The organism is Anoxybacteroides tepidamans, from assembly GCF_014201465.1.
Classification (GTDB): domain Bacteria; phylum Bacillota; class Bacilli; order Bacillales; family Anoxybacillaceae; genus Anoxybacteroides; species Anoxybacteroides tepidamans.
The window spans coordinates 36,081-61,166 of record NZ_JACHEP010000006.1 but is presented as its reverse complement, the minus strand read 5'-3'; the positions used below and the strand labels follow the sequence as shown (position 1 = coordinate 61,166).

The following is a 25,086-nucleotide window of genomic DNA, read 5'->3' as shown; positions in this document are numbered from 1 at the left end:
CGCATGGGATCATTCATTTATGATTTTGGTAAATTTTGAGATTTAAAACAACTGTTCAAACTCATCTTCTGCCGCAAACTCCTCATCAATAACGATCGTTTCCGTGTTTGCAACTGCTTCTTCAATCAGCGGTTCTAAATCAATAAAACTTTCATAATGAACCACTTTTTCCCGCTTTGGCCTCGTTTTTGGCGCGCTTGGAGTAAAAATGGTACAACAGTCTTCATATGGAAGAATCGAAATATCGTGCGTATCAATTTTTCTAGCCATCTCAATAATTTCTGTTTTATCCATCGAAACGAGCGGACGAAGAATCGGCGTTGTTGTCACATCATTGATGACGAACATGCTTTCAAGCGTTTGGCTGGCAACTTGTCCAAGACTTTCACCCGTCACAATCGCCAAACCGTTATATTTTTTCCGCAATAAATCCGTAATTTTCAGCATCATTCGTCTTGATGAAATGAGCGAATATCCATCAGGTACTTGCCGATGAATCGTCTGTTGAATATTTGTAAACGGAACGATATGAAGTTTGATTTTTCCGCCGAATTTTGTCAGCTTTTTCACTAAATCAATCACTTTTTGCTTCGCCCGTTCGCTTGTAAATGGCGGGCTGAAAAAGTGAACCGCCTCAATTTCCAATCCTCGCTTCATCGCTAAATATCCGGCAACTGGGCTGTCAATTCCGCCTGATAGCATGAGCATTGCTTTTCCGCTCGTCCCAACCGGAAGCCCTCCTGCGCCCGGAATGTCGTGGCACGTCACGTATGTCCCGTCTTTGCGAACTTCCACCCGCACATGAATATCGGGTTCATGAACGTTGACCGTTAAATTTTTTGTGTTTCGCAAAATGTGGCTGCCGATTTCATAATTAAGATCATTGCTTCCGATCGGGAATTGTTTATCAATTCGTTTGGCGCTTACTTTAAACGTTTTACCCTCGTAAGAAAATTGCTGAACCGCTGCTAACGCCGTTGCTTTAATTTTTTCGATATCATTTTCACATTTCATCGCTAAGCTAAACGACTGAATCCCAAACACCGTTTTTAACTGTTCCATGATCTCTTCGTGCGGCTCACCATTCAATAAAATGTACATTCGATCGCGCATATATTCAATTTTTATGTTTGGAAATGCCTTTAATTTTTTTTGAATGTTCCGCTTCAACCGCACGACAAATCGGTTGCGGTTTTTTCCTTTTGTCGACATTTCTCCGTAGCGAATTAAAATACGATCATATTGCATGTTCTCTACCTCGTCACTTCTTGTAATTTTTTTATCGCTGCTTTGATGGCCCGAATCGCAACAGGGATTTCTTCAAGCGTATTTTCATACGATAAGCTAATGCGAATAGAGCTTTCCGCCTGTTTTTGCTCCACTCCCATCGCCACCAGCGTTTTGCTCGGAGCCCGTTTTTTCGATGAGCAAGCCGATGTGGTGGAAACAAAAATTTGCTGTTTCGCTAGTTCATGAACAAATACTTCCGATTTTAAGCCGTTTAACGAAAAATTAATAATATGAGGCGCTGAATGGTCAAGCGGCGTATTAATGTGAATGTCCGCGATGTTTTTCAGCTCGTTCAACCATTGTTCTTTTATCGCCAATAAGCGTGATGATTGACGTTCATATGCTTCAAGCGACATGCGGAGCGCCTTCGTCATCGCTACAATCGCTGCTACATTTTCAGTTCCTGAACGAAGCTGCAGTTCTTGGCCTCCTCCCGCTAACAGCGGCGATAGCCGAATTCCGTTCCGGACATATAAAATGCCTGCTCCCCGCAAACCGTGAAATTTATGAGCCGACATCGTGCATAAATCGACATGCGCTTTTTTTAAATCAAGCGGAACTTTCCCGATCCCTTGCACATGATCGACATGAAAGAAGGTTTTTGGATACTGCTGCAATAGCCGACCGATTTGTTCAATCGGTTGAATCGAGCCAACTTCGTTATTGACATGCATGACCGAAACGAGAATCGTATCATTCCGAAGCGCTCGGGCAAGTTCTTCTACATCGATTACCCCATTTTCATTTACAGGCAAGTATGTAACCTCAAATCCTAGCTCTTCAAGCTGTCTACACGGCTCTGCAACCGACGGGTGCTCGATTGCGGTTGTAATAATATGATTGCCCCGCTGCCGGTACTGAAAAGCTACTCCTTTGATGGCAAAGTTGTTCGCTTCCGTTCCCCCGGATGTAAAAATAATTTCATTCGGCTTTACATCGAGAAGCGCCGCTACTTGCTCCCTCGACTGAATCAACAATCGTTCCGCCTTCCTCCCCAACTCATGTAGCGAAGAAGGATTGCCAAAATATTTCGTTGCGACCGTCACAAACGAATCGATGACTTCAGGAAACGGCTTGGTCGTGGCGCTATTATCTAAATAAATCATAACATTCATCCTCCGAGTAAATACTCACACAAACAAAATAATAAAAATAAATTCGTTCGACCGCAACAGAAAACACATTACTTACATTATTCACGAAAAAACCGATAAATATCTACTCATGTAGGTATTTATCGGTTTAGTTTCGTTAAGTTTGCTTTACTTCTTCTTTTTCTAAAAGTTGCTGAATGCGCTCAAACGCACCCGGTTCGACTTTTTCAACAGTGGCCACCGCTTGTTCAAGCGCTTGTTCGTAATCGTAATGGCGAAACAACATTTCTGCTTCTTCCAATCCTTCTTTTACAGACGGATAGCGGCGGCGATAGCGGTTTCCGTATTGGATCACTTTTTCGACAAGATCGGCTTGTTCGATCATATTGATCGTCCGTTCACAGACGCGTTCGACTAACATCGCCGCTTCCGCTAGCGTTTGATTGACCGCCTCCATATTGAGCGGCTTATCATCAAGGCGCAATGCAACCTTTGTCAGAAGCTCTTTCGCTTCGTCTAATTGTAGCTTATACGCTTCCGGCAGGCCTGGCAACCGGCTTTTTTTCACTGAACGAATTGCTTCAGACAGCTTTCTCCGCATGTCATGAAGTTTTTCGCGAGCGGCCAGCTCATCTTTTCGCAACGTTTGCAGCATCTCGCGAAATTGCTCATGCTCTTCTTTCATCATTTGCATTTGTACAAGGAGTTGCTCTAACTCTTCTTTAATAATCGAATGAGCCGTTTGTTCTTCCATTACGCGAGCTTGAACGAGTGAAAAACGCTTTACTAGGTGCTGAATTTGTTTTTCAATGCTGCGGTATTTTTCAAGATCCTGAGCAGACAAACGATAGCTTTGTTGCACAAATGACGTTTCTACACTCGTTTGCTTCGCTTCTTCGCTTAAACGATATAGCTGCTCTTCGATTTGATCGATTTCCGTCTTCACGTATCGATGGGCCATCACTTCTTTTTCCAACAAATCATAGAGCGCGTCAACCTCTTCTTTTATCTCTTCGATCGCTTGTTTCGCTTCTTCGACACGAAGGTGGCGAATCATCTCAACGGATTGTCGCAGTTTTTCTTGTTTTTCCGCCATCTCTCGTTCTATTTGGAGATGGCCAAGAATATAGCCCGCTTCTTCCATTTCTTTATACCCATCCAAAAGTTCTGCAAGCTGCGCGGGAATCGTCGATTGACATTCGGTAAGCATCTCAGGAATGTCTTGAAGCATTTGTGAAAATCCGTTCAATTCCTTTTTCAAGAAAAGGACCACTTCCCTTGCCGCTAAATAGTTACCCGCATTCGTCAATTCTTCAAATCTTTGAAACTCATGATGAATGCTCTCAAGTTTTTCGGTTAGCTTTTCCTCAGCAGATCCAAATGTATGACGATAGGCGAGCAACGTTTTTTTCGCATCGCGATAAACGGTTTTCAGCTGCTCGATCTCGGTTCGGTTTTGCTCTTCACTGCCTACGAGTTCATCAAGCTCGTGGAGAATCGTTTGAATATCTTCCTCTGTTTTCCGAAGCATCTGCTCGATATCTCGCAATACGCCTTTCGCTTTTGTATAGCGATATTTATCAAGAAACTCCTCTACATCAAACAGCTTTTCCTCCACTGCTGGAAGTCTCGTTGCAACGATGTCATCCCACAGCTGGCGCCACCGCTCAAACAACTGTTCCGTTTCTCCCGTCATATTCAACTGCTTCACTTTAGAAAGTTCGTCCGTAATCGGCCGGTTCATAATGGCAATTTTCCATGCTTCTAATCGGTCAATTTCTCGATATATTTTCTTTCGGTAAGCGTAGTTATATATCATTCCTCCGCTAACGAGGAGTAAAACCGTGATTGCAATTTCCATAAGAAGCCCCCTTGCACCCGAGTTAGTCAAATAAAGAAAGAACGGTTTATGGAGAAGGCAAAAACATTGACAGAATGTTTTTTTAATGTTTTTATGATACCATGTTAACGACATTTTTTGACCAAAATTTTTAATTTTTTTTACAGGAATCTGCATTTTTTTCAATATGTAATAGAATGGAGGGATTGTTTTGCGCGACGGACATATTCATACACCGTTTTGCCCACACGGAAGCCGTGATTCTTTAGAACAATATATCGAACGAGCCATCGAGTTAGGATATACAGACATTTCATTTACCGAGCATGCCCCGCTTCCACCAGCATTTATCGATCCGACTCCTGACCAAGACAGCGCCATGGCCATTGAACAGCTTGACTTGTATTTATCAACGCTGAACGACTTGAAAAAACAGTACAAAAACGATATTGCGATCCGCATCGGACTCGAAGTCGATTTTATTGTCGGCTATGAAGAAGAAACGGCGCGTTTTCTTGAAGAAATCGGCCCTGAATTAGACGATAGCATTTTATCGGTGCATTTTCTTCCTTTTGGCGATCAATATTTTTGCTTAGATTACAGCCCTGACATGTTTGCCGCAATGGTCGAAGCATTTGGATCGGTTTCTCTCGTTTATGAAGCTTATTATCAAGCCTTATTGCAATCGATTCGCGCCGATCTTGGTTCATATAAACCGAAGCGCATCGGCCATATGACGCTCGTTCACAAATTTCAAAAGCAATTTCCTTGTTCTGCAACTATGAAAGAACAAATTTTACACATTCTTGATGAAATCAAACATCGTCGTTATGAGCTGGACTATAATGGTGCGGGCGTTCAAAAACCGCTTTGCCAAGAGCCGTATCCGCCGCATTGGATCGTCCGTGAAGCGATGAAGCGAAACATTCCACTCGTATATGGTTCGGATGCTCATTGCGCCAACGATTTGCATCAAGGAAAAGATATGATGATTGCTGAAGCATTTTTCGCTTGAACCCGAACCTTTACGTCATAACCATAAACGTATAGCTCGTCTTGAGAAAGAAACTGCTCAAACACACGTTTAATAAGGAGATGATATCGTTGTTTCACGCCATCAGCTATAATGGAACACGGGAAGAAAATTATGAATTAGTCATTAAACAACTACAAGCACTTATTGACGGGGAAACGAACTTTATCGCTAATTTAGCCAATGCTTCGGCCTTACTTAACCAATTTTTAAAAAACATTAATTGGGTCGGCTTTTATTTAGCCGAAGGAGAACAATTGGTATTAGGGCCGTTTCAAGGATTGCCAGCATGTGTCCGCATTCCGTTCGGCAAAGGGGTATGTGGAACGGCGGCGAAAAATCAAAAAACAGAACTTGTCCCTGATGTGCACCTGTTTCCCGGACATATTGCCTGCGACGCCGCATCCCAGTCGGAAATCGTTGTTCCGATGATCAAAAATGGAAACGTGATCGGGGTTTTAGATATTGATAGCCCGATTAAAAATCGTTTTGACGACATCGATCAGCGCTATTTAGAAAAATTTGTCGAAGTCTTAGTTGCTTCTGTATAAAGTTCGCGAAAAAAGGAATCCATCAAAACGGATTCCTTTTCTACGCTTTGTATTGGTGGTGGTAGTCTTTGACGAACACACAGTTTTTTCCCGAACGTTTGGCCATATACAGCGCCTCATCGGCTCGTTTAAATAAATCAGTGGCTTCTTCATGGCGATTTTTTTTCCAATACGAAACACCGCAAGAAACTGTCACCGGGGGATTCGTTTCTTGTCTCACTTTTGCCGCTAAGCGATTCGCGATCGTCACGCCTGTTGTCAAAGAGACTTTTGGCAAATAAATCGCCAATTCTTCGCCGCCCCAGCGCGCGCCGATATCATTTTCGCGGATGTTTTGCTTAATGATGTTCGCCACTTGGATAATGACATCATCTCCCGTTTGATGGCCGTATGTGTCATTAATTCCCTTGAAGTTATCGATGTCGATTAAAATAAATGTGCCAAATGCATCTGTCTCCATCGATTTTTGCAGCTGTTCATCCAAATAATGGCGCGAATACAATTTCGTCAAATAATCGGTGATCACAAGGCTTTCGAGCTCTTCGCGCAGCATCGCATTCGCAAAAGCAAGCGTGGAATGATGAATAAGCGATTGCAGCAATTTAAACATTTCAAACGTAAAATGATACGGTTCACGGTGCAATACAATCGCAACTCCTTTTAACATGCCGTTTTGCACCATCGGAACGGCCATTAACGAACGGAAGGCAAGGGTAGACGGCGACGTATGAATTTTCGCATCCCCTAAAAATACCATATCGCGCTCGGTGCGAATTCGTTTTGACACAAACTCAATATATTTTTTCGCTTGTCGAGTTTGGAAAAAAGGTGTACTTCCAGGCAGCAATTTTTTCTTTTCTTGATCAAACAGGAAAAAACCGACTTCTTCGGCTTCAAATGACCGCTTAATTTGATTCACCATAAACTCTAGCGCATCTTGCAAGCGCAAGTTCGCATTAAGGCAATGCATCGTTTCGTTAATCAGCTGCAAATCCGCCACGAGCCTGCGCGACTGCTCATATAATTTCGCATTTTCAAGTGCGCTTCCCGCAGTGTTCGCCAATAACGAGATAAAGTTCATTTCGCTTTTCGGAAATTCCATAATATGTGGTGCAATAATTTCAATGACTCCGTAAACGCCTTGGGCGCCTTTAATCGGTGCGTATAAAATGGATCGTTGAAGCGAAATCGAGTCCTCAAGCTGGATTTTCCCCGTCAAAAATGCCTGCATCGCTGCCATATTTTCATCGGCATGTTCAAACATAAGCGTTTTAATCGGCAGACGATCATGGTATTGATGATCGTGGGACAAAAACAAATAGTACGTAAACGAAGGGTATACTTCTTGCAACGTATCAATAATTTCTTCTAATACATCTTCGATTTTCATTGATGCATGAATTTTAGCTGTAAAATGATGAAGGCGTTCATATCGTTTTTCTTCGCTCAACCCCCGCGAAATTTTTTTCATTTTGCGAAATAAGCGGGACAAATCGGCTTCAATCTGTTCAAGAAACGCTTCGCTAGGGCATTGTTCTTTTTCATACACGAGCTGCAAAACACCCATAAATTCTTCCGGTTGTTGAAGGAAAATTTGCGCTATCGTACATTGTTCAGTTTCATGAATATGTATTTTTCGTTTCGGATCGGTTGCTTGAAATTCAGCGGTAGGCAAAATGTCGCAAAAAAGCTCTTCATTCCTCGTCGTTACCTCAGGATAAAAGGATTTTTTGAAAGGATCTAACAAAAATAACGTTACTTCTTTTATCATCAGTTCCTGTTTCAATAATAAAAACAAGCTCATCATGATTCTCGAAAACTGATCGTATTCTTCATATGACAACAACCAATCAAAAAACTTTTCCTTAAACGCTGCATACGCCTCTTTCTCTTGTGCTTTCATCGCTTCATTCACCCGCATCTATAGTCTCCATAAATAAAATATATACACTACAACCAATTAGAAAATTAGAAAAATTTTTTCAAAAAATTACATCTTTTATTATACCATACGAATGTAAAACAAATAAATAAAATATTGACTTTATTTTATAAAAATCATATAATAGCCTCTGTGTAAAATATAGCAGCCTTAGTGGTCACCTTTATGCGCTCATTTTGTTCCTCTGTCGAGAGGTGTATCGTGTAACTCTTAGCTGCTAGAGCGAGGATACATGAAAACAAAATGGCCATAATTGTTGATGCACGTCTGCTTTTATTTTACCTAAAATAAAAGCGAAGGAGGAGCATATAATGGCTCGTTACACAGGTCCAACTTGGAAAATTTCTCGCCGCCTCGGCATCTCGCTAAGCGGTACAGGTAAAGAACTGCAAAAACGTCCTTATCCGCCAGGGCAACACGGTCCAGGTCAACGCAAAAAACTTTCTGAGTACGGTTTACAATTACAAGAAAAACAAAAACTTCGCCATATGTACGGCGTAAATGAACGTCAATTCCGTAAAACGTTCGAAGAAGCTGGCAAAATGGCTGGTAAACACGGTGAAAACTTCATGATTCTTCTTGAATCTCGCCTTGATAACCTTGTTTACCGTTTAGGCTTTGCGCGCACACGCCGTCAAGCTCGCCAATTAGTAAACCACGGCCATATTTTAGTCAATGGCAATCGCGTGGACATTCCATCTTATCGCGTCAAACCTGGACAAACAATTTCGGTTCGTGAAAAATCTCGCAACCTTCAAATCATTAAAGAAGCGTTAGAAGTGAACAACTTTGTTCCTGACTACTTGACGTTAGATGCTGACAAATTAGAAGGAACATATACTCGTTTCCCTGAACGCTCTGAGTTACCAGCTGAAATTAACGAAGCATTAATCGTTGAGTTCTACTCTCGTTAATCAAAAACCCTCTGGAGTTCCAGAGGGTTTTTGATTTTGGTTATTGGTAACGGATGAGATGATATTTTTTCTTTCCGCGACGAATGACGGTAAATCGCCCTTCAATCCGATCTTCTTTTGTTAAAACTTTATTGACGTCTTTCACTCGTTCGCCATTGACATAAATCGCTCCATTTGCGATATCTTCACGCGCTTGACGTTTCGATGGAACGATATTGGCCATTACAAGCAACTCGACCAATGCGATTTCTGCTCCATTGTACTCGAACGAAGGAACGTCTTTAAATCCTTGTTCAATCTCATCGGCCGTTAACTCGGAAATGCTGCCGCTAAAGAGCGCCTCGGAAATTTTCACCGCTTGCCCGAGCGCTTCTTCTCCGTGCACAAGCTTCGTGACTTCTTCCGCCAATGCTTTTTGCGCCGTCCGCTTTTCTGGTGCTTCTTGCAGTTCTCTTTCCAATTGCTCGATCTCTTCTTTTGATAAGAACGTGAAGTATTTTAAATATTTAATGACATCGCGGTCATCCGTGTTAATCCAGAATTGATAAAACTCATACGGGGATGTTTTTTCTCTGTCTAACCAAATTGTGCCGCTTTCCGTTTTTCCGAATTTCGTTCCGTCTGCTTTTGTCACAAGCGGAATCGTCAAGCCAAACGCTTTTGCATCTTCTTCTGTTTTCCGAATCAACTCTAATCCTGCCGTAATGTTCCCCCATTGGTCGCTACCGCCGATTTGCAATTTGCAATTTTCGCTTTGATAGAGTTTCAGAAAATCAAGCGATTGTAGAATCATATAGCTAAACTCGGTGAAGGAAATCCCCGTTTCAATACGAGATTGTACCGATTCTTTTGCCAACATGTAATTTAAACCAAAATGCTTGCCGACATCGCGCAAAAACGAAATGACATCAAGAGAACCGATCCAGTCATAATTGTTCGCAATTTTCGCAGGATTATCAACCGCTTCAAAATCTAAAAAGCGAGACAATTGTTCTTTGATTTTTTCGCTCCATTGCTCGACGACTTCTTTCGCGTTCAATGTTCGTTCGCTTTTTTTGCCGCTCGGGTCGCCAATAAGCCCTGTTGCTCCTCCGACAAGAGCAATCGGACGATGACCTGCTAATTGAAACCGTCTTAACGTTAAGATCGGCAATAAACTTCCGATGTGCAGGCTGTCTGCGGTTGGATCGAATCCGCAATATAGGCTTACTTTTTCCTCCGATAACAGTTTTTCTAATCCTTCTTGATCCGTAACTTGGTTAATAAGACCACGCCACTCTAACTCTTTTAATAGATCCATTCATTTCACCTCTTTAAACAAAATAAAACTCGCCCCCTCAAACGAAGGGACGAGTGTTGATCGCGGTACCACCCTACTTAGAGAGCATAAAGCTCCCTCACTTCATTTCGATAACGGTATGACCGTCTTTTGCTACTGGGCGATGCCGTTCGCAAAAGAAGCTCGAGGAGGTAATTCATGCTTATCTTTGTGCTAGTTCGCACCGACCCACTAGCTCTCTGAAACAGGGAGATAACCACTACTAAGTTCCTGTCATTGCTTTTTTTTATTCTACTTTTGATATACATGTTTTTATCATAATCAACCTCAATTGTCAAACCATCTGGAGAAAAAATGTCAAAAAAACATAATATTAGACATTTGATATGATATAATAAAACTAATTTTCAGACACAAGGATTTTTTACTTACACGGAGGGTCGATATGGAGCAGGTGAAACACACGTTTTCCCTTCAAAAAACGTTGCGCCGTTTATACATTACTTATGAAATTGCTTGGAACGTGTTCCTTGTATTGCTCGTTTTATTCATCGGTGCCGTTTGTTTTTCTCTTGGCATCGGAGCTGGCTATTTTGCCTCTTTAGTGAAAGATATGGACATTCCATCTTATAAAGAAATGAAAAAAGATATTTATAACTATGAAGAAACAACCCATATTTATTTTGCAAACCAAGTGTACTTAGGAAGCTTTCGTTCCGATTTAGAAAGAGAAGAAATATCATTAAAAGACGTTTCTCCTTACGTGATCAAAGCGATCATCGCGACAGAAGATGAATATTTTTACGAACATAACGGAGTCGTCCCAAAAGCGATTGTGCGCGCTTTATTTCAAGAAGCAACGAATTCCTCAACAAGAACCGGTGGAAGTACGTTAACACAGCAGCTCGTCAAAAATCAAATTTTAACAAACGAAGTATCATTTGAACGAAAAGCAAAAGAAATCTTGCTTGCGCTTCGCCTTGAACATTTTTTTAACAAAAACGAAATTTTAGAGGCATATTTAAATGTGGTCCCATTTGGGAGAAATTCATCCGGGCGCAACATCGCCGGCATCCAAGCAGCCGCCCAAGGCGTATTCGGCGTCGATGCGAAAGAGTTGAATCTGGCGCAAGCAGCATTTTTAGCTGGACTGCCGCAAAGCCCGTTCGGGTATACCCCGTTTACGAGCGACGGGGAAGTGAAAAAAGATCTTTCGCCAGCGTTGCAGCGCATGAAAACCGTCTTAAAGAGGATGAAAAAAGCCGGATACATTTCCGAAAAACAATATGAAGAAGCGTTGAAATATGACGTTGTTCGGCATTTCGCTCCACCGAAGCCATCGCCGTTTGAAAAATATCCGTGGCTAACAATGGAAATTGAACAACGGGCAAAAGAGATTTTAGCCACTGTGTTAGCGAAAAAAGACGGCTATGAGAAAAAGGATTTGCAAAATAACCGTTCACTGTCTGAAGAATACATGGCAAAAGCCGAAAAACAACTGCGGCAAAACGGATATGATATTTATACGACGATCGATAAAGACATTTACGACCGGATGCAAGCGGTTGTTGCGAAATATCCGTATTTCGGAAGCGACATTATCAGAAGAGAAAAAGATAAGAAAACAGGAAAAATCATCACAAAAGTTGAACCGGTCGAAGTCGGAGCGATGCTAATCGAGAATCGAACGGGACGAATTATCAGTTTCGTAGGCGGTCGAGATTATCGCCGCGAGCAGTTGAATCACGCAACGCAAGCCTACCGCTCGAACGGCTCAACGATGAAACCGCTTTTAGTTTATGCACCGGCAATGGAAATGGGGATCGTTCAACCAGGATCTGTCATTCCTGATGTCGAGCTGCACGTTCGAACTTCAAGTGGCACGTATAGCCCGAAAAATGCGGATCGAAAAACTCATGGATTCGTATCGGTTCGTCGCGCGCTGCAATATTCCTACAACATTCCAGCTGTGCGCACGTACATGAAAACAATCGGTCAGCGCCCGATTACGTATTTAGAAAAAATGGGATTTACTAGTTTAATAAAAGCAGACGCCACCAACTTATCGATGGCACTCGGGGCATTAACAAAAGGAGTAACGGTCGAGGAAAACGTGAACGCTTATACAACGTTCGGCAATTACGGCACATTTGTCGATGCGTATTTAATCGAAAAAATTGTTGCCAAAGACGGACAAATCGTCTATGAACATAAAAGCGAGCCAGTCAACGTCTTTTCGCCACAAACCGCGTATTTAACGATTGATATGATGAGAGACGTCATTCGCCAAGGAACAGCGGCGGCCCTTCCATCGTTTTTAAAATTCCAAGCCGATTGGGCAGGAAAAACTGGAACAGGACAAGACAATAAAGATGCATGGTTTGTTGCGACGAACCCGAATGTTACCTTTGGCGTTTGGATGGGATACGATACGCCGCGGCCGTTAGAACTTAAATATAAAGGCTTATCCTACAGCAAACGAAATTTATTATTATGGGCGCAGCTCATGAACGCTGCGTATGACGTAAAGCCGAACTTAATCGCTCCTAAGCAGCGATTCAACATGCCGGGCGGAATCGTCCGCCGCGCCTACTGCACAGTATCAGGGCTCATTCCGTCTGCGATGTGCGAAAAAGCTGGTTTAGTCAGCTACGATTTATATAACACCAAATTTGTGCCGACAAAAGAGGATCGTTCGTTAACGAGCGGAAAATTTGTCGAAGTCAATGGAAAACGGTACGCGGCACTTCCGACAACGCCACAAGAATTTACAAGCGAAGGGGTAGGATTTAATGCACAAGTGCTCGAAGAATGGGGAATAAAAGATACTGATCTTACGAAACTATTCCCAGATTCAGCGCAATGGAAAAACGTTGCTGTCTTTGCGGAGTTGAAAGAAAACGGCAAACGTCCCGACCCGCCTGTGGCGCAATTGTCTGGAAAAACGTTGACATGGACAGCACATCGCGAGCTAGATGTCGTCGGCTATCGCGTGTATCGTGCGGAACAAGAAGGCTTGCCGTTTCAAGTAGCTGCCGCCATCAAAGCTGGCCCGTCGCCGTCGTTTACCATTCCTTCTGCAGCTGGCGTCTATTACGTCACCGCTGTAGATATTAGCGGAAATGAATCTTTACCGTCCAATCTTATTTCTCTTGCTACACCAGTAAACACACAAGAAAAAACGGACAATGCAACAACAAATCAAAATGAGCAGTAGACGAAAGCAAAGGGACTGACCTCAAACGTCAGCCCCCTTTGCTTTTTAGTCTTCCATTGTCGACAAATCGCCTGTCGGCAAATTCAATTCCCATGCTTTTAATACGCGACGCATAATTTTACCGCTGCGTGTTTTCGGCAATTTATCGCGGAACTCGATTTCTCTCGGCGCCGCATGAGCCGCTAATCCTTTTTTCACAAACTGGCGAATATCTTCAATGAGTTCCTCGGAAGGCTCATATCCGTCACGAAGCGAAATAAACGCTTTAATGATCTCGCCGCGAACCGGATCTGGTTTTCCGATGACTCCAGCTTCTGCTACCGCTGGATGCTCGACAAGCTTGCTTTCTACTTCAAACGGACCGACGCGCTCACCAGATGTCATAATGACGTCATCGATGCGGCCTTGGAACCAGAAATAGCCGTCTTCATCCATGTAAGCCGAATCCCCAGAAACGTACCAATCGCCGATAAAATACGATTCGTATTTTTGCGGATTGTTCCAAATCATCTTCATCATCGATGGCCATCCTTTGCGAATCGCTAAATTCCCCATGCGGTAAGGCGGCAATTCGTTTCCGTTGTCGTCGATAATCGCCGCTTTGACCCCCGGAATCGGCTTGCCCATCGATCCCGGCTTAATTTCCATGCACGGATAGTTACAAATGAGCTGAGCTCCCGTTTCTGTCATCCACCACGTATCATGAATGCGGCGGTTGAATACTTTCATGCCCCAGCGCACCACTTCTGGATTGAGCGGCTCACCGACACTTAAAATGTGGCGCAACGAGCTTAAATCAAATTTTTTGACAAGTTCATCGCCCGCTCCCATCAACATACGAAACGCCGTTGGAGCGCTATACCAAACAGTTACGCCGTAATCTTCAATCGTTTTATACCATGTTTCCGGGCTGAAGCGGCCGCCGACAATAACGTTAGAAGCACCGCATAGCCACGGACCGAAAATGCCGTATGATGTTCCCGTCACCCAGCCAGGGTCCGCCGTACACCAATACACATCATCTTCTTTTAAATCGAGCACCCATTTCGCCGTTTGATAATGCTGAATCATCGCGTTATGAACATGCAATACTCCTTTTGGTTTTCCTGTCGATCCGGACGTATAATGCAAAATTAAACCATCTTGCCGATCGACCCACTCAATATCAAAATGTTTACTCGCTTCGTTCATCCGCTTTTTGAAATCGATATATGGCCCTTCTTCTATAATGTTGTCGCCTACTAATAAAACGTGCTTTAATGCAGGAAGCTCATTGACCGGAACGCGCGGAAGCAATTCTGGCGTCGTCACAATCACTTTTGCTTCGCTATCTTCTAAGCGGTCGCGCACCGCCCCTTCCATGAACGCTTCGAACAATGGACCGACAATCGCACCGATTTTAATTGCGCCAAGAACGGCAAAATACAATTCCGGAGAGCGCGGCATGAAAATGAAAACACGATCTCCTTTTTCCACATCCGCGACTTGTTTGAACACGTTGGCTGCTTTATTTGATAATTCCTTCATTTCTTTAAATGTATACTTTTCTTCTCTTGACGCATCCCGATAGTAAAGCGCTACTTTATTTTTCCGGAACGTTTCGACATGACGGTCAATCGCTTCATAAGCCATGTTCACCCGGCCGGTTTCAGCCCATGAAAATTGCTTCTCTACTTCTGACCAATCAAAATTTCGATATGTTTCTTCATAGTTTTTTAAATTGTGGTCCCCTTGTATGACCGGCAACATCTCTACTTTCATTCCCCTAGTTCCCCCTTTATGTAAGTGATTACATTCCCATTATAGTACAACTTTTTCGAATTCTCAATTTTTTAAAAATTTTTCATTAGAAATAAAGAAATTTTTTTGAAAACGCTTTAACCAATCTTTTTTTATGTATAATGAAAATAGAAAAAGAATAATCAGGTGGTGGCTGAATGAAACATAAAAAAACATATAATGCAAAAGAATTAAAAACGCCAAAAGGCACGCTTATCATTGAAGGACCGGTGCCTGCCGAGAAACTAGCTTCCTATGAATTTCACCATGATTTGACCGCATTCCGCCAACCCGAACAGCAACATAAGGCATTAATCGACATCGCCAGACTTCCTGAAGGAAGAATCATCATTGCGCGCCATCAGCAAACGATCGTTGGCTACGTCACTTTCCTTTACCCCGATCCGCTAGAACGTTGGTCAGAAGGTAATATGGAAAATTTAATTGAATTAGGGGCAATCGAAGTGATTCCTGAATTTCGCGGCTACCAAGTCGGCAAAAATCTCCTGATCGTTTCAATGATGGATGATGCGATGGAAGATTACATTATCATTACAACCGAATATTACTGGCATTGGGATTTAAAGCGAACGGGACTCAACGTATGGGAATACAGAAAAGTCATGGAAAAAATGATGAATGCCGGCGGCCTCGTTTGGTATGCTACCGATGATCCAGAAATATGTTCACATCCGGCAAACTGTTTAATGGCCCGCATCGGTAAACGGGTCGATCAACAATCGATTCAAAAATTTGACCGGCTCCGGTTTATGAATCGTTTTATGTATTAAATTTTAGGGCGCGACAACGAAGGGGGAGTAGGGATGATTGTTGAGCAAATTATGAAAACGAATGTGGCGACACTTCAGCCTCACCATACAATTGCAGAAGCGATGCAACTGTTAAAGCAGCACCACATTCGCCACATTCCGATCGTCGATGATGAAAACCATGTGATCGGCATTGTAACAGATCGCGACATTCGTGATGCGAGCCCATCGATTTTTCATGCGTGCGAACATTTAGAAGATTTTCAAAAACCGGTAAGCACCATTATGAAAACGGATGTCATTACAGGACACCCTCTCGATTTCGTCGAAGAAATCGCCGCTTTATTTTATGAATATCGCATTAGCTGCTTGCCGATTACGAAAGATGGAAAGTTAGTAGGAATTGTCACGGAAACAGATTTATTGCACACGCTCGTCCAATTGACTGGAGCTCATCAGCCCGGTTCGCAAATCGAAGTAAAAGTGCCGAACTTAAGCGGCATGTTAAGCGAAGTCGCTGCCATTTTTGGGAAAAGAAACGTCAATATCTCAAGTGTCCTCGTCTATCCAGACAAAGATGAACGCTATAAAATTCTCGTATTCCGCATTCAGACGATGAACCCTACCGGAATTATTGCCGATTTAAAAAGTGAGGGCTACACAGTATTGTGGCCGAATTTACCGGGGGTTTCATCATGAAAAAAGATTGCGTGTTCATATACTCAGATGATTTCCAATTATATAAATTTCATAATGCCCATCCGTTTAATCAACTCCGTGTTAAATTAACGTACGATTTGTTGCGAGAAATGAAGGCTTTGGACGACGAACAAGTCATTTTCCCGCGAATGGCGACAGACGAAGAGCTTGAACTGATTCATGACCGCGCTTACATCGAAGCAGTAAAAGCTGCTGGACAAGGTCGATTGTCCGAAGATGTCGCGTTAAATTATGGATTAGGAACAGAAGACACCCCAATTTTTCCGAATATGCATGAAGCAAGCGCGCTGCTAGTAGGCGCGACATTAACCGCCGTCGATTACGTATTATCTGGGAAAGCGAAACACGCCTTAAGTTTAGGCGGAGGGCTTCACCACGGCTTTCGCGGCAAAGCGTCAGGATTTTGTATTTACAACGACAGCGCCGTGGCGATTAAATATATGCAAGAGCGATACGGACTCCGCATCTTATATGTCGATACGGACGCCCACCACGGAGATGGTGTGCAATGGGCGTTTTACGATGATCCGAACGTTTGTACGTTTTCGATTCACGAAACGGGAAGATATTTATTTCCCGGAACCGGAAATATTACAGAACGGGGGCAAGGTAAAGGGTATGGCTTTTCGTTTAACATTCCGGTCGATGCGTTTACCGAAGATGATTCATGGTTAAAGGCATATACGCAAGCATTTCGGGAAATTGCCGCTTTTTTTAAACCGGATATTATTTTAACGCAAAATGGAGCCGATGCGCATTATTATGATCCACTTACTCATTTATCGGTCACGATGAAAACGTATCGGGAAATTCCGAAAATCGCGCATGAAATCGCCCATCAATATTGTGACGGCCGCTGGGTTGCCGTAGGCGGGGGAGGATATGATATTTGGCGGGTCGTACCGCGCGCTTGGGCGCTCATCTGGTTAGAAATGACTGAACAATCAAACATTTCAGGCAGCCTCCCGAAGGCATGGCTCGATAAATGGCAGCCGCTTTCTCCCGTTCCGCTGCCGCCTGAGTGGGACGACCCAGAAACATTGTATCCGCCAATCCCACGCAAAGCGGAAATTACCGAGAAAAACGCGCAAACCGTTGAGAAAGCGCTCTATCCGATTCGCAGCCAGCGGCAAAACATAAAACAAAGCCTATGAACACTCATAGGCTTTATTTCGTAAGAAAGTATAATTAATGTCTAACTGCGCCGCCTAGCTCTCTTGTGCGAAATTGGAGCGCCTCCGCTTTTCTTAATTTATTTCGTCGACTCCCGATATTCAATGCGGTGCGGCAAGACGACGATATGATTCTCGACATGTTCTTTATTCATGTATTTTGTGAGCAGGCGCATCGCGACGGCACCGATGTCATACATTGGCTGGACGACCGTTGTTAAGCGCGGGCGCACCATCGTCGCCAGCCTTGTATTATCAAAACCGATGACTTCCAATTGTTCCGGCACTTGAACGCCATGATCTTGCGCGCCATGGATAATGCCAAGAGCCATCTCATCCGTTCCAGCAAACACCGCCGTTGGTCTTTCCTTTAATTCCGTGATTTTTTCGTACGCTTCAATGCCTGAATCGTACGAATAATCACCTTCGATCACAAGCGTTTCGTCATACGCAACGCCACGTTCTGCCAACGCGCGGCGATATCCCGCTAATTTCTTTTGATTGATCGGGTCATCCGCTGGGCCTGCGATGTAGGCAATACGCTTATTTCCTTTGTCAAGCAAATGCATGGCCGCTTCAAATGCTGCTTGTTCGTAGTCGATATTAACAGACGGAATCGTGTGGTTCGCTTCAATGGTTGCCGCTAGCACAATCGGAACCGACGATTTTTGAAATTCGTTTACATGCTCATCCGTAATATTGCCACCCATGAACAAAATTCCATCGACTTGTTTTGCTAGCATCGTATTTAACAAATGAAGTTCTTTGTCTTTATTTTGGTCAGAGTTGCTTAAAATGATATTATACTTATACATCGTGGCAATGTCTTCAATCCCGCGAGCCAATTCAGCGAAAAAGATGCTCGAAATGTCTGGGATAATCACGCCGACCGTTGTCGTTTTTTTGCTCGCAAGCCCGCGGGCGACCGCATTCGGCCGGTATCCTAACCGCTCAATCGCTTCCAACACTTTTTTTCTTGTGGATGGTTTCACATTCGGGTTTCCATTAACTACGCGCGATACAGTCGCCATCGACACATTCGCTTCCCGCGCCACATCATAAATCGTTACATTCATTTCCTTTCACTCCTCGATCTATTTTCTCACACCGTAAATCTTGCCTATTTATGTAGATTTATCATACGATACATTATGGCCTAATCGCAACGTCTTGGCAAATAAATTGCAAATGTTTTCATAATTAAATGCAAAAAACCCCTCCACCTGCGCATCGCACAAGTGAAGGGGGCAGTCAGCTATACTCGCACCATTTGACGCTGGAACGATTTTAATTCTTCCATGAATTCGTTGAATTGGTCGATGTCCATTTGTTGTGCTGAATCTGACAACGCTACTGCCGGATCTGGATGAACTTCGGCCATGACGCCGTCTGCGCCGATCGCCAGTGCCGCTTTCGCACAAGGAAGCAATAAGTCGCGTCGTCCCGTCGAATGCGTCACATCGACAAATACCGGCAAATGCGTTTCTTTCTTTAAAATTGGCACTGCCGAAATATCAAGCGTATTTCGTGTCGCCCGTTCATACGTGCGAATGCCGCGCTCGCAAAGGATGATTTGGTCGTTTCCTTGCGACATAATGTATTCCGCAGCATTAATAAATTCTTCAATCGTCGCCGCTAATCCGCGCTTTAGCAATACCGGCTTTTTCACTTGCCCTGCCGCTTTCAACAATTCAAAGTTTTGCATATTGCGGGCGCCGATTTGAATGACGTCAATGTAATCCAACGCTAACTCGATATCTGCTGGTGTGACGATTTCACTAATGACCGCTAAATCGTACTCATCGGCGATTCGTTTTAAGATTTTTAATCCTTCTAACCCGAGCCCTTGGAAATCATATGGCGATGTTCTTGGCTTGTAAGCGCCGCCGCGCAATAACTTCAAGCCATGCTTTTTGACTGCTTCCGCCACCGCAGCAACTTGCTCATAGCTTTCTACCGCACACGGTCCCATAACAAAATATTGCTTGCCATCGCCAATTTTTTCTCCTTTTACATCAACAATCGTATCTTCTGGTTTTTTCTTGCGCGAAACGAGCAGCGCTTTTCGATGGTCATCTTCTTGCAATTCTAAACCGGCTTTAAAAATTTCTTTAAAAATATGTTTTAATGTCGCTGTCTCAAACGGCCCATCATTGTGTTCAAGAATTAAATCAAGCATTTTGCGCTCACGAACCGGATCATAGCGGTATGTCCCTTGTGTTTCTTTAATCTTCCCGATTTCTTGAACGAGACGTCCCCGCTCGTTAATCAGCTTTAAAATTTGCAAATTCACCTCGTCTACCCTTGCGCGCAACTCGTCTAATCTTTCATTACTCATGCATTCTCATCCTTTCTTAAGTTTATAAAAACTGAAAAATATGATACATTTCTAGTAATTAGACATTATTATAATGCATATGAATACGATTGTCACGAAAAAACTTTAATGATTAAACGCTTTTAAGCGATAAAGTATTTTATGACATTTTTCTAAAGAAGGTGAATTGTCCGTGAATCATGAAGCATCTATTTTCGCACTAGATATAGGGACACGTTCCGTTGTTGGAGTTATTTTACAAGAAAAAGATGGCACTTATCAAGTTTTAGACATGATCATGAAAGAACATGATGAACGGGCCATGCTTGACGGGCAAATTCATGATGTGCCGGCCGTCGCTAAAATCATTATGGAGATCAAAGAGGAATTAGAACAAAAATATGGTCCTTTAAAAAAAGTTTCCGTCGCTGCCGCCGGAAGAGCATTAAAAACCGAGCGGGCAGAAACGACGCTTTGGATCGCTGGGAAACCGATGATGACGAAAGAGGACGTGATACACTTAGAGTTGAGCGCTGTGCAGCAAGCGCAAGCGAAGCTCGCATCACAACAGCAAGAACAAAGCCATCATTACTATTGTGTCGGCTATTCGGTCGTCCATTATAAAATCGACGGACAAGAAATCGGAAGTTTGATTGATCAGCAAGGAACGGAAGCAACGGTCGAAGTCATTGCTACTTTTTTGCCAAAAATTGTCGTTGAATCTCTTCTTGCCGCTTTGCAACGTGCAAATCTCGAAATGGAAGCGTTGACACTTGAGCCGATTGCGGCCATTAACGTATTGATTCCGCCAACGATGCGCCGCTTAAACGTGGCGCTTGTCGATATCGGTGCGGGCACTTCTGATATCGCCATTACCGATCTTGGCACGGTCGTCGCTTACGGAATGGTGCCGATTGCTGGCGACGAAATTACGGAGGCGATTTCTGATCAATATTTGCTTGATTTTCCGCTCGCTGAAAAAGCAAAGCGGGAACTTTCAACGAACGAAACAGTGACGATTACCGATATTTTAGGCTTCGAAACAGAAGTGTCGCGCAAAGAGATGATCGCCGCGGTTTCCGATGCGATCGATCGCCTTGCCCATGCGATCAGCGAGGAAATTTTAGCACTAAACGGCGGAAAATCGCCAAAAGCGGTCATGTTAGTCGGCGGCGGCAGCTTAACACCGGAATTGCCGAAGCGGCTTGCCCACAGGCTTCAGCTGCCGGAAAACCGTGTCGCCATCCGCGGCGTGGAAGCGATTCAAAAGCTGCATGTTACGCCAGATATGAAAGCGCGCGGTCCCGAGCTTGTCACACCGGTTGGCATTGCGATTGCCGCCAAACAAAATCCTGTACAATACGTCAGCGTTTACGTGAACGATCAGCTTATTCGGTTATTTGATATGAAGCAGCTCACGATCGGCGATTGTTTGCTCACCAGCGGCATTCCGCTTCACAAACTGTACGGAAAACCGGGGATGGCGCTCTTCGTCACCGTCAATGGACAAACGGTCACCATTCCGGGAACGTACGGACAGCCGCCGCTGATCATGAAAAACGGCGATCCGGCCTCTTTGGACACCCCAGTTCAAGACGGCGATCAAATTGTCGTCCAAAAAGGAAGGGACGGTGATCCGGCCTCGATTCAGTTAAAAGATTTAATCGACGAACTGCCGCACAAAGCCGTCACCATTAACGGTGAACGGTACGAAGTAAAGGCAACCGTATATCAAAACGGACAAGTTGCCTCTCCTGACAATAACGTCAATGACCGCGATGTCATCGTTGTGAACATGCCGGAAACGATCGAGGAATTGCTAGCAGAGCTGCATCTTTCTCACTTATTGAAAGATGCTACTCCATTTACGGTACGGATTAACGATGCAGTTGTAGAAATCAAACCATTTTCCGGTGCGCTTTATAAAAATCGGATCGAAGTAAAACCATCGTCTAGTTTTGAAGATGGCGATATGATTGAAATCATCAGCCAAGCAGCACCAACCGTTCGTGAGCTTGCTGAGGCAAAACAAATTCGTCTTACCCATTCGATTCCTGTCCGGTTTAACGGAGAAATCGTTACTCTTTTTAAAACGGCCGCGGAGTTTTATTATAAAGGGCAATTGCTAAAAGAAGATGATATCGTTGAAAACGGGGCCGCGCTTGAATTAATCGAAAAAAAAATCGAGCCGTTTATTTTTCAAGATATTTTCAACTACGTCCAAGTCGATATTCCAGCGTCTGCATCGAGGACGTTCACATTGCTGAAAAATGGTGAGCCCGTCACGTTTTACGAGCCGCTTGCACCGGGAGATCATTTAGAAATTTTGTGGGAAAACGTAGAAGTCCAATAAAAAAGTGAAAGCGACTGACTTTGAAAACAAATCACATATATGAAAAAAGGCTGAGCCTAAATTCTAGGTTCAGCCTACTTGTTTTTTCAACGCATCATATGTAATGTTCCAATGCGACGTATGCCATGTAACAGCGCCGTTTTCAAATAGAAGCGCCTGCGGAGACTCGTGCTTGACTCCGGACATTTCCGCAATATAATTTGAAAGCGGACGCGCTTCCTGTACGAACAAATAATACGTGTCTACGTCCGGATAATCCGCCGCAAACTTCTCATATTCATGAAAAGCAGCTCGGCTGATCGGACATGTCAGGCTATGTTTGATGAGCAAAAAGCGCTTCCCCTGACTGAGCACTTGCTGGAATTGTTCAACATTTTCCAATTTTTGTTTCCCCACGTTTCTCACTCCGTTTCATGGTGATGCAATTTTTGTTCAGCATCGTTGAATGCTTCTTCTGTTTCTTTCAACAGCTTTTCAATATTATTACTCTGCATTGGAATCGGAATCGACGTCACCTCCGCTTTTTCCGGCTTTAAATTCTTGTTTGGTTCTGTCTTCGCTGCCGGAACACACTTCGCCATTTCCTTTGTTTTTTCTTTTGCGATTTCGAGCCACTCGCTCGCGGCCGTTTTGATCGGCTCAAGCGCTTCCTTTTCGTTCATCTCCGCAATCCATTTCTTTCCTTTTTCACTCGTTAAAAAGATCGCTGTCGCAGCTCCAACAACACCGCCAACAATCGCACCAAATAAAAATCCACCACTATTTTTTGCCATCTTCCACACCTTCCTTTACTTTTCTTTTCTTTTTCTCTTTCCATTTTCCCCATATTTCTAAAAAAGCATTGCCCCATTGCACTGCTTGAACAATTTTTTGTTCATTTGCCGTCCATTTTTTCGTTAATGAATCGTTAAACGTTTGTACAGTGGAACCTACTTGCTTCACAGCATCAAACATCACATTTAAACTCTCGATCTTTTTTTGCACATCATCGGCAACGGCGTTTGTTTTATGAAGCAGCTGCGCCGTTTCCGTGCCGATTTCTTGAATTTGTTTTTCCATCTCTTCGATCGTTTTCGTCAAACTTTGCAATGTTCCTTGTACGGTTTTTAACGTTTTAATTAAATAGATCGCTAAAATAAAAAAGACAATAGCAATTAACGCTACACTTAAGTATAAAATAATTTTCACGATTTTTCCTCCTCGATGCACCATTTCTTAAAAGCTATTCGACATGTTATCGACAAATTCCTGCAAAAACATGCATTCAACAAATGAAGCGAAATTGCTTAGTATATCATATTCGAGACAGCACAAGCACAGATGAATGCGAGTAAATCATCAGCTTACTTGATGTTATTCCATGAAATGATACTCGTCACAAAAAATGGATTGAAAAGATCGCTTCTTTCATTTACAGAAAAAACACCAAGGCGCAACATTCCTTGGTGTTATAAATGTATGATCTGTTCATATGCTTCTTGAAACTTTTGAATGTCCCCCGCTCCCATAAAAATCAACACCGCGTGCGGATGTTGTTTCAATATAGATGTATCGTCTTCTTGGATGAGACGGGCATTCGGAATTTTTGCTTGCAAGTCGTGGACCGAAAGTTTGCCTTGATGCTCCCGTGCAGAACCGAAAATGTCGCACAAATACACTTGATCTGCCCGTTGCAAGCTTTCCGCAAATTCTTGTAAAAACGTTTGCGTCCGCGTATACGTGTGCGGCTGGAAAATCGCGACAATTTCCCGATTCGGATATTTTTGTCTCGCTGCATCGATCGTCGCGACAATTTCCCGTGGATGATGAGCATAATCGTCAATTAAAATTTGATCGCCAACCTGCTTTTCACTAAAGCGGCGCTTCACTCCTTGGAACGTTTTAAGCCGCTCTTGAATAATGTGAAGATCAATCTCTTCATAATGACAAAGTGCAATGACCGCCAACGCATTTAACACATTATGATCACCGAAGCGCGGGATTTCAAACGACGCAAAATACGTATTGCGCACGAACACATCAAACGACGTCCCTTCCGTCGTTTTCACGACATTGCGCGCTTGGAAATCGTTGTCGTCGCCAAAGCCATAAAACAACACTGGCACTTTTGCTTGAATTTTTTGCAAGTGCTCGTCATCCCCGCACGCAATAATTCCTTTTTTCACTTGCATCGCCATTTCTTGAAACGCAGCAAACACATCATCGATATTCGCAAAATAATCTGGATGGTCAAAATCAATGTTAGTCATAATCGCATAATCCGGAAAATACGATAAAAAATGGCGGCGATATTCACACGCCTCAAACACAAAATATGTGCTTCCTTCGATCCCTTTTCCGGTTCCATCTCCAATTAAATACGATGTCGGCTTCGCCCCTTGCATCACATGAGCCAGAAGCCCTGTTGTCGATGTTTTTCCGTGCGCTCCTGTGACCGCAATGCTTGTGAATTTTTGTAAAAACTCCCCTAAAAAGCGATGGTAACGAATAACAGGCACTCCTAATTCATAGGCCGCTTGAATTTCTTCGTGCGTATCGGGAAAAGCGTTTCCGGCAATGACGGTATACCCTGGCCGAATGTTTTCTTTATTAAACGGAAAAATCGGAATTCCTCGCTCCTCTAACGCTTTTTGCGTAAAAAAGCGCTTTTCTACGTCTGAACCTTGAACGATATACTTCATATCATGAAGAACTTGTGCTAACGCGCTCATTCCTGTTCCTTTAATGCCAACGAAATGGTAAACAGTCATATCAAGACCTCCAACAATCGTCTATCTCCGGGGCTAGTACCAAGTCGGTCTCGTGCACATCAGCC

20 protein-coding genes and 1 other annotated feature are annotated in these 25,086 nt (G+C 43.4%); of the genes, 8 read left to right on the top strand and 12 right to left on the bottom strand.

From position 1 onward, the window contains the following. Positions 1-42 precede the first annotated feature (42 nt). The 3 genes from thiI to ezrA all read right to left on the bottom strand — a co-directional run bounded on the left by thiI (position 43) and on the right by ezrA (position 4,245). Positions 43-1,248: a tRNA uracil 4-sulfurtransferase ThiI gene (thiI, locus tag HNQ34_RS07685; protein WP_183253246.1), complete on the bottom strand. Its 1,206-nt coding sequence runs from the start codon at positions 1,246-1,248 to the stop codon at positions 43-45. 5 nt (positions 1,249-1,253) lie between these two features. Continuing rightward, the gene (locus HNQ34_RS07680; protein ID WP_183253243.1) at positions 1,254-2,396 is read right to left on the bottom strand and encodes a cysteine desulfurase family protein; all 1,143 of its coding nucleotides are present in this window, start codon (positions 2,394-2,396) and stop codon (positions 1,254-1,256) included. A gap of 145 nt (positions 2,397-2,541) precedes the next feature. Then, a complete protein-coding gene (gene ezrA / locus HNQ34_RS07675; protein WP_183253241.1) occupies positions 2,542-4,245 on the bottom strand; it encodes a septation ring formation regulator EzrA in 1,704 nt (567 codons plus the stop codon). Between the two features lie 190 nt (positions 4,246-4,435). On the opposite strand from ezrA, the gene hisJ reads away from it, so the two are divergent. Next, positions 4,436-5,239, top strand: a complete 804-nt coding sequence (gene hisJ, locus HNQ34_RS07670; RefSeq protein WP_183253239.1) for a histidinol-phosphatase HisJ — start codon at positions 4,436-4,438, stop codon at positions 5,237-5,239. A gap of 89 nt (positions 5,240-5,328) precedes the next feature. Next, positions 5,329-5,808: a GAF domain-containing protein gene (locus HNQ34_RS07665; RefSeq protein ID WP_183253237.1), complete on the top strand. Its 480-nt coding sequence runs from the start codon at positions 5,329-5,331 to the stop codon at positions 5,806-5,808. Between the two features lie 40 nt (positions 5,809-5,848). Here HNQ34_RS07665 and HNQ34_RS07660 read toward each other — a convergent pair whose 3' ends face one another. Beyond that, complete coding sequence (locus HNQ34_RS07660; RefSeq protein ID WP_183253369.1) at positions 5,849-7,711, bottom strand: sensor domain-containing diguanylate cyclase; 1,863 nt, start codon at positions 7,709-7,711, stop codon at positions 5,849-5,851. 350 nt (positions 7,712-8,061) lie between these two features. Here HNQ34_RS07660 and rpsD point away from each other — a divergent pair, with 350 nt between their 5' ends. After that, complete coding sequence (gene rpsD, locus HNQ34_RS07655) at positions 8,062-8,664, top strand: 30S ribosomal protein S4 (RefSeq protein ID WP_183253235.1); 603 nt, start codon at positions 8,062-8,064, stop codon at positions 8,662-8,664. Between the two features lie 40 nt (positions 8,665-8,704). On the opposite strand, the gene tyrS is transcribed toward rpsD, so the two are convergent. Continuing rightward, positions 8,705-9,964: a tyrosine--tRNA ligase gene (gene tyrS, locus HNQ34_RS07650; RefSeq protein WP_183253233.1), complete on the bottom strand. Its 1,260-nt coding sequence runs from the start codon at positions 9,962-9,964 to the stop codon at positions 8,705-8,707. Positions 9,965-10,006: 42 nt separating this feature from the next. Beyond that, positions 10,007-10,229, bottom strand: a binding site (T-box leader). Between the two features lie 159 nt (positions 10,230-10,388). On the opposite strand from tyrS, the gene HNQ34_RS07645 reads away from it, so the two are divergent. After that, on the top strand, positions 10,389-13,160 hold the full coding sequence (locus tag HNQ34_RS07645) for a transglycosylase domain-containing protein (protein ID WP_183253231.1): 2,772 nt from the start codon (positions 10,389-10,391) through the stop codon (positions 13,158-13,160). A gap of 45 nt (positions 13,161-13,205) precedes the next feature. Here HNQ34_RS07645 and acsA read toward each other — a convergent pair whose 3' ends face one another. Next, positions 13,206-14,921, bottom strand: coding sequence for an acetate--CoA ligase (gene acsA, locus HNQ34_RS07640; protein ID WP_183253229.1), 1,716 nt, complete (start codon positions 14,919-14,921; stop codon positions 13,206-13,208). 176 nt (positions 14,922-15,097) lie between these two features. Between acsA and HNQ34_RS07635 the strand changes: the two genes are divergently transcribed. The 3 genes from HNQ34_RS07635 to HNQ34_RS07625 are packed head-to-tail and all read left to right on the top strand — an operon-like array spanning position 15,098 to position 17,583. Then, the gene (locus HNQ34_RS07635) at positions 15,098-15,730 is read left to right on the top strand and encodes a GNAT family N-acetyltransferase (RefSeq protein ID WP_183253227.1); all 633 of its coding nucleotides are present in this window, start codon (positions 15,098-15,100) and stop codon (positions 15,728-15,730) included. 33 nt (positions 15,731-15,763) lie between these two features. Further along, complete coding sequence (locus HNQ34_RS07630) at positions 15,764-16,408, top strand: acetoin utilization AcuB family protein (RefSeq protein ID WP_183253225.1); 645 nt, start codon at positions 15,764-15,766, stop codon at positions 16,406-16,408. Further along, the gene (locus tag HNQ34_RS07625; RefSeq protein ID WP_183253223.1) at positions 16,405-17,583 is read left to right on the top strand and encodes an acetoin utilization protein AcuC; all 1,179 of its coding nucleotides are present in this window, start codon (positions 16,405-16,407) and stop codon (positions 17,581-17,583) included. The genes HNQ34_RS07630 and HNQ34_RS07625 overlap by 4 nt, the downstream gene beginning before the upstream one ends. 98 nt (positions 17,584-17,681) lie before the next feature. Here the strand turns inward: HNQ34_RS07625 and ccpA are convergent, their stop codons facing one another. Next, complete coding sequence (ccpA, locus tag HNQ34_RS07620) at positions 17,682-18,677, bottom strand: catabolite control protein A (RefSeq protein WP_183253221.1); 996 nt, start codon at positions 18,675-18,677, stop codon at positions 17,682-17,684. 179 nt (positions 18,678-18,856) lie between these two features. After that, positions 18,857-19,939 carry a bifunctional 3-deoxy-7-phosphoheptulonate synthase/chorismate mutase gene (locus tag HNQ34_RS07615; RefSeq protein WP_183253218.1) on the bottom strand — a complete coding sequence of 361 codons (1,083 nt, stop codon included), beginning with the start codon at positions 19,937-19,939 and terminating at the stop codon, positions 18,857-18,859. Positions 19,940-20,111: 172 nt separating this feature from the next. On the opposite strand from HNQ34_RS07615, the gene HNQ34_RS07610 reads away from it, so the two are divergent. Continuing rightward, complete coding sequence (locus tag HNQ34_RS07610) at positions 20,112-22,271, top strand: cell division protein FtsA (protein ID WP_312856107.1); 2,160 nt, start codon at positions 20,112-20,114, stop codon at positions 22,269-22,271. 69 nt (positions 22,272-22,340) lie between these two features. Here HNQ34_RS07610 and ytxJ read toward each other — a convergent pair whose 3' ends face one another. The 4 genes from ytxJ to murC all read right to left on the bottom strand — a co-directional run bounded on the left by ytxJ (position 22,341) and on the right by murC (position 25,021). Beyond that, on the bottom strand, positions 22,341-22,667 hold the full coding sequence (gene ytxJ, locus HNQ34_RS07605; RefSeq protein ID WP_183253216.1) for a bacillithiol system redox-active protein YtxJ: 327 nt from the start codon (positions 22,665-22,667) through the stop codon (positions 22,341-22,343). A 5-nt stretch (positions 22,668-22,672) separates the two neighbouring features. Next, positions 22,673-23,044 carry a YtxH domain-containing protein gene (locus tag HNQ34_RS07600; protein WP_183253214.1) on the bottom strand — a complete coding sequence of 124 codons (372 nt, stop codon included), beginning with the start codon at positions 23,042-23,044 and terminating at the stop codon, positions 22,673-22,675. Then, complete coding sequence (locus HNQ34_RS07595) at positions 23,031-23,459, bottom strand: DUF948 domain-containing protein (RefSeq protein ID WP_183253212.1); 429 nt, start codon at positions 23,457-23,459, stop codon at positions 23,031-23,033. The genes HNQ34_RS07600 and HNQ34_RS07595 overlap by 14 nt, the downstream gene beginning before the upstream one ends. A 260-nt stretch (positions 23,460-23,719) precedes the next feature. Then, positions 23,720-25,021: a UDP-N-acetylmuramate--L-alanine ligase gene (murC, locus tag HNQ34_RS07590; RefSeq protein ID WP_183253210.1), complete on the bottom strand. Its 1,302-nt coding sequence runs from the start codon at positions 25,019-25,021 to the stop codon at positions 23,720-23,722. Between the last annotated feature and the right edge of the window lie 65 nt (positions 25,022-25,086).

Bases quoted from the DNA above. Each gene is read 5' to 3' on its own strand.
- thiI (WP_183253246.1), bottom strand. From the start codon at position 1,248: ATGCAATATGATCGTATTTTAATTCGCTACGGAGAAATGTCGACAAAA.
- HNQ34_RS07680 (WP_183253243.1), bottom strand. From the start codon at position 2,396: ATGATTTATTTAGATAATAGCGCCACGACCAAGCCGTTTCCTGAAGTC.
- ezrA (WP_183253241.1), bottom strand. From the start codon at position 4,245: ATGGAAATTGCAATCACGGTTTTACTCCTCGTTAGCGGAGGAATGATA.
- HNQ34_RS07660 (WP_183253369.1), bottom strand. From the start codon at position 7,711: ATGAAAGCACAAGAGAAAGAGGCGTATGCAGCGTTTAAGGAAAAGTTT.
- rpsD (WP_183253235.1), top strand. From the start codon at position 8,062: ATGGCTCGTTACACAGGTCCAACTTGGAAAATTTCTCGCCGCCTCGGC.
- tyrS (WP_183253233.1), bottom strand. From the start codon at position 9,964: ATGGATCTATTAAAAGAGTTAGAGTGGCGTGGTCTTATTAACCAAGTT.
- HNQ34_RS07645 (WP_183253231.1), top strand. From the start codon at position 10,389: ATGGAGCAGGTGAAACACACGTTTTCCCTTCAAAAAACGTTGCGCCGT.
- acsA (WP_183253229.1), bottom strand. From the start codon at position 14,921: ATGAAAGTAGAGATGTTGCCGGTCATACAAGGGGACCACAATTTAAAA.
- HNQ34_RS07635 (WP_183253227.1), top strand. From the start codon at position 15,098: ATGAAACATAAAAAAACATATAATGCAAAAGAATTAAAAACGCCAAAA.
- HNQ34_RS07630 (WP_183253225.1), top strand. From the start codon at position 15,764: ATGATTGTTGAGCAAATTATGAAAACGAATGTGGCGACACTTCAGCCT.
- HNQ34_RS07625 (WP_183253223.1), top strand. From the start codon at position 16,405: ATGAAAAAAGATTGCGTGTTCATATACTCAGATGATTTCCAATTATAT.
- ccpA (WP_183253221.1), bottom strand. From the start codon at position 18,677: ATGAATGTAACGATTTATGATGTGGCGCGGGAAGCGAATGTGTCGATG.
- HNQ34_RS07615 (WP_183253218.1), bottom strand. From the start codon at position 19,939: ATGAGTAATGAAAGATTAGACGAGTTGCGCGCAAGGGTAGACGAGGTG.
- HNQ34_RS07600 (WP_183253214.1), bottom strand. From the start codon at position 23,044: ATGGCAAAAAATAGTGGTGGATTTTTATTTGGTGCGATTGTTGGCGGT.
- murC (WP_183253210.1), bottom strand. From the start codon at position 25,021: ATGACTGTTTACCATTTCGTTGGCATTAAAGGAACAGGAATGAGCGCG.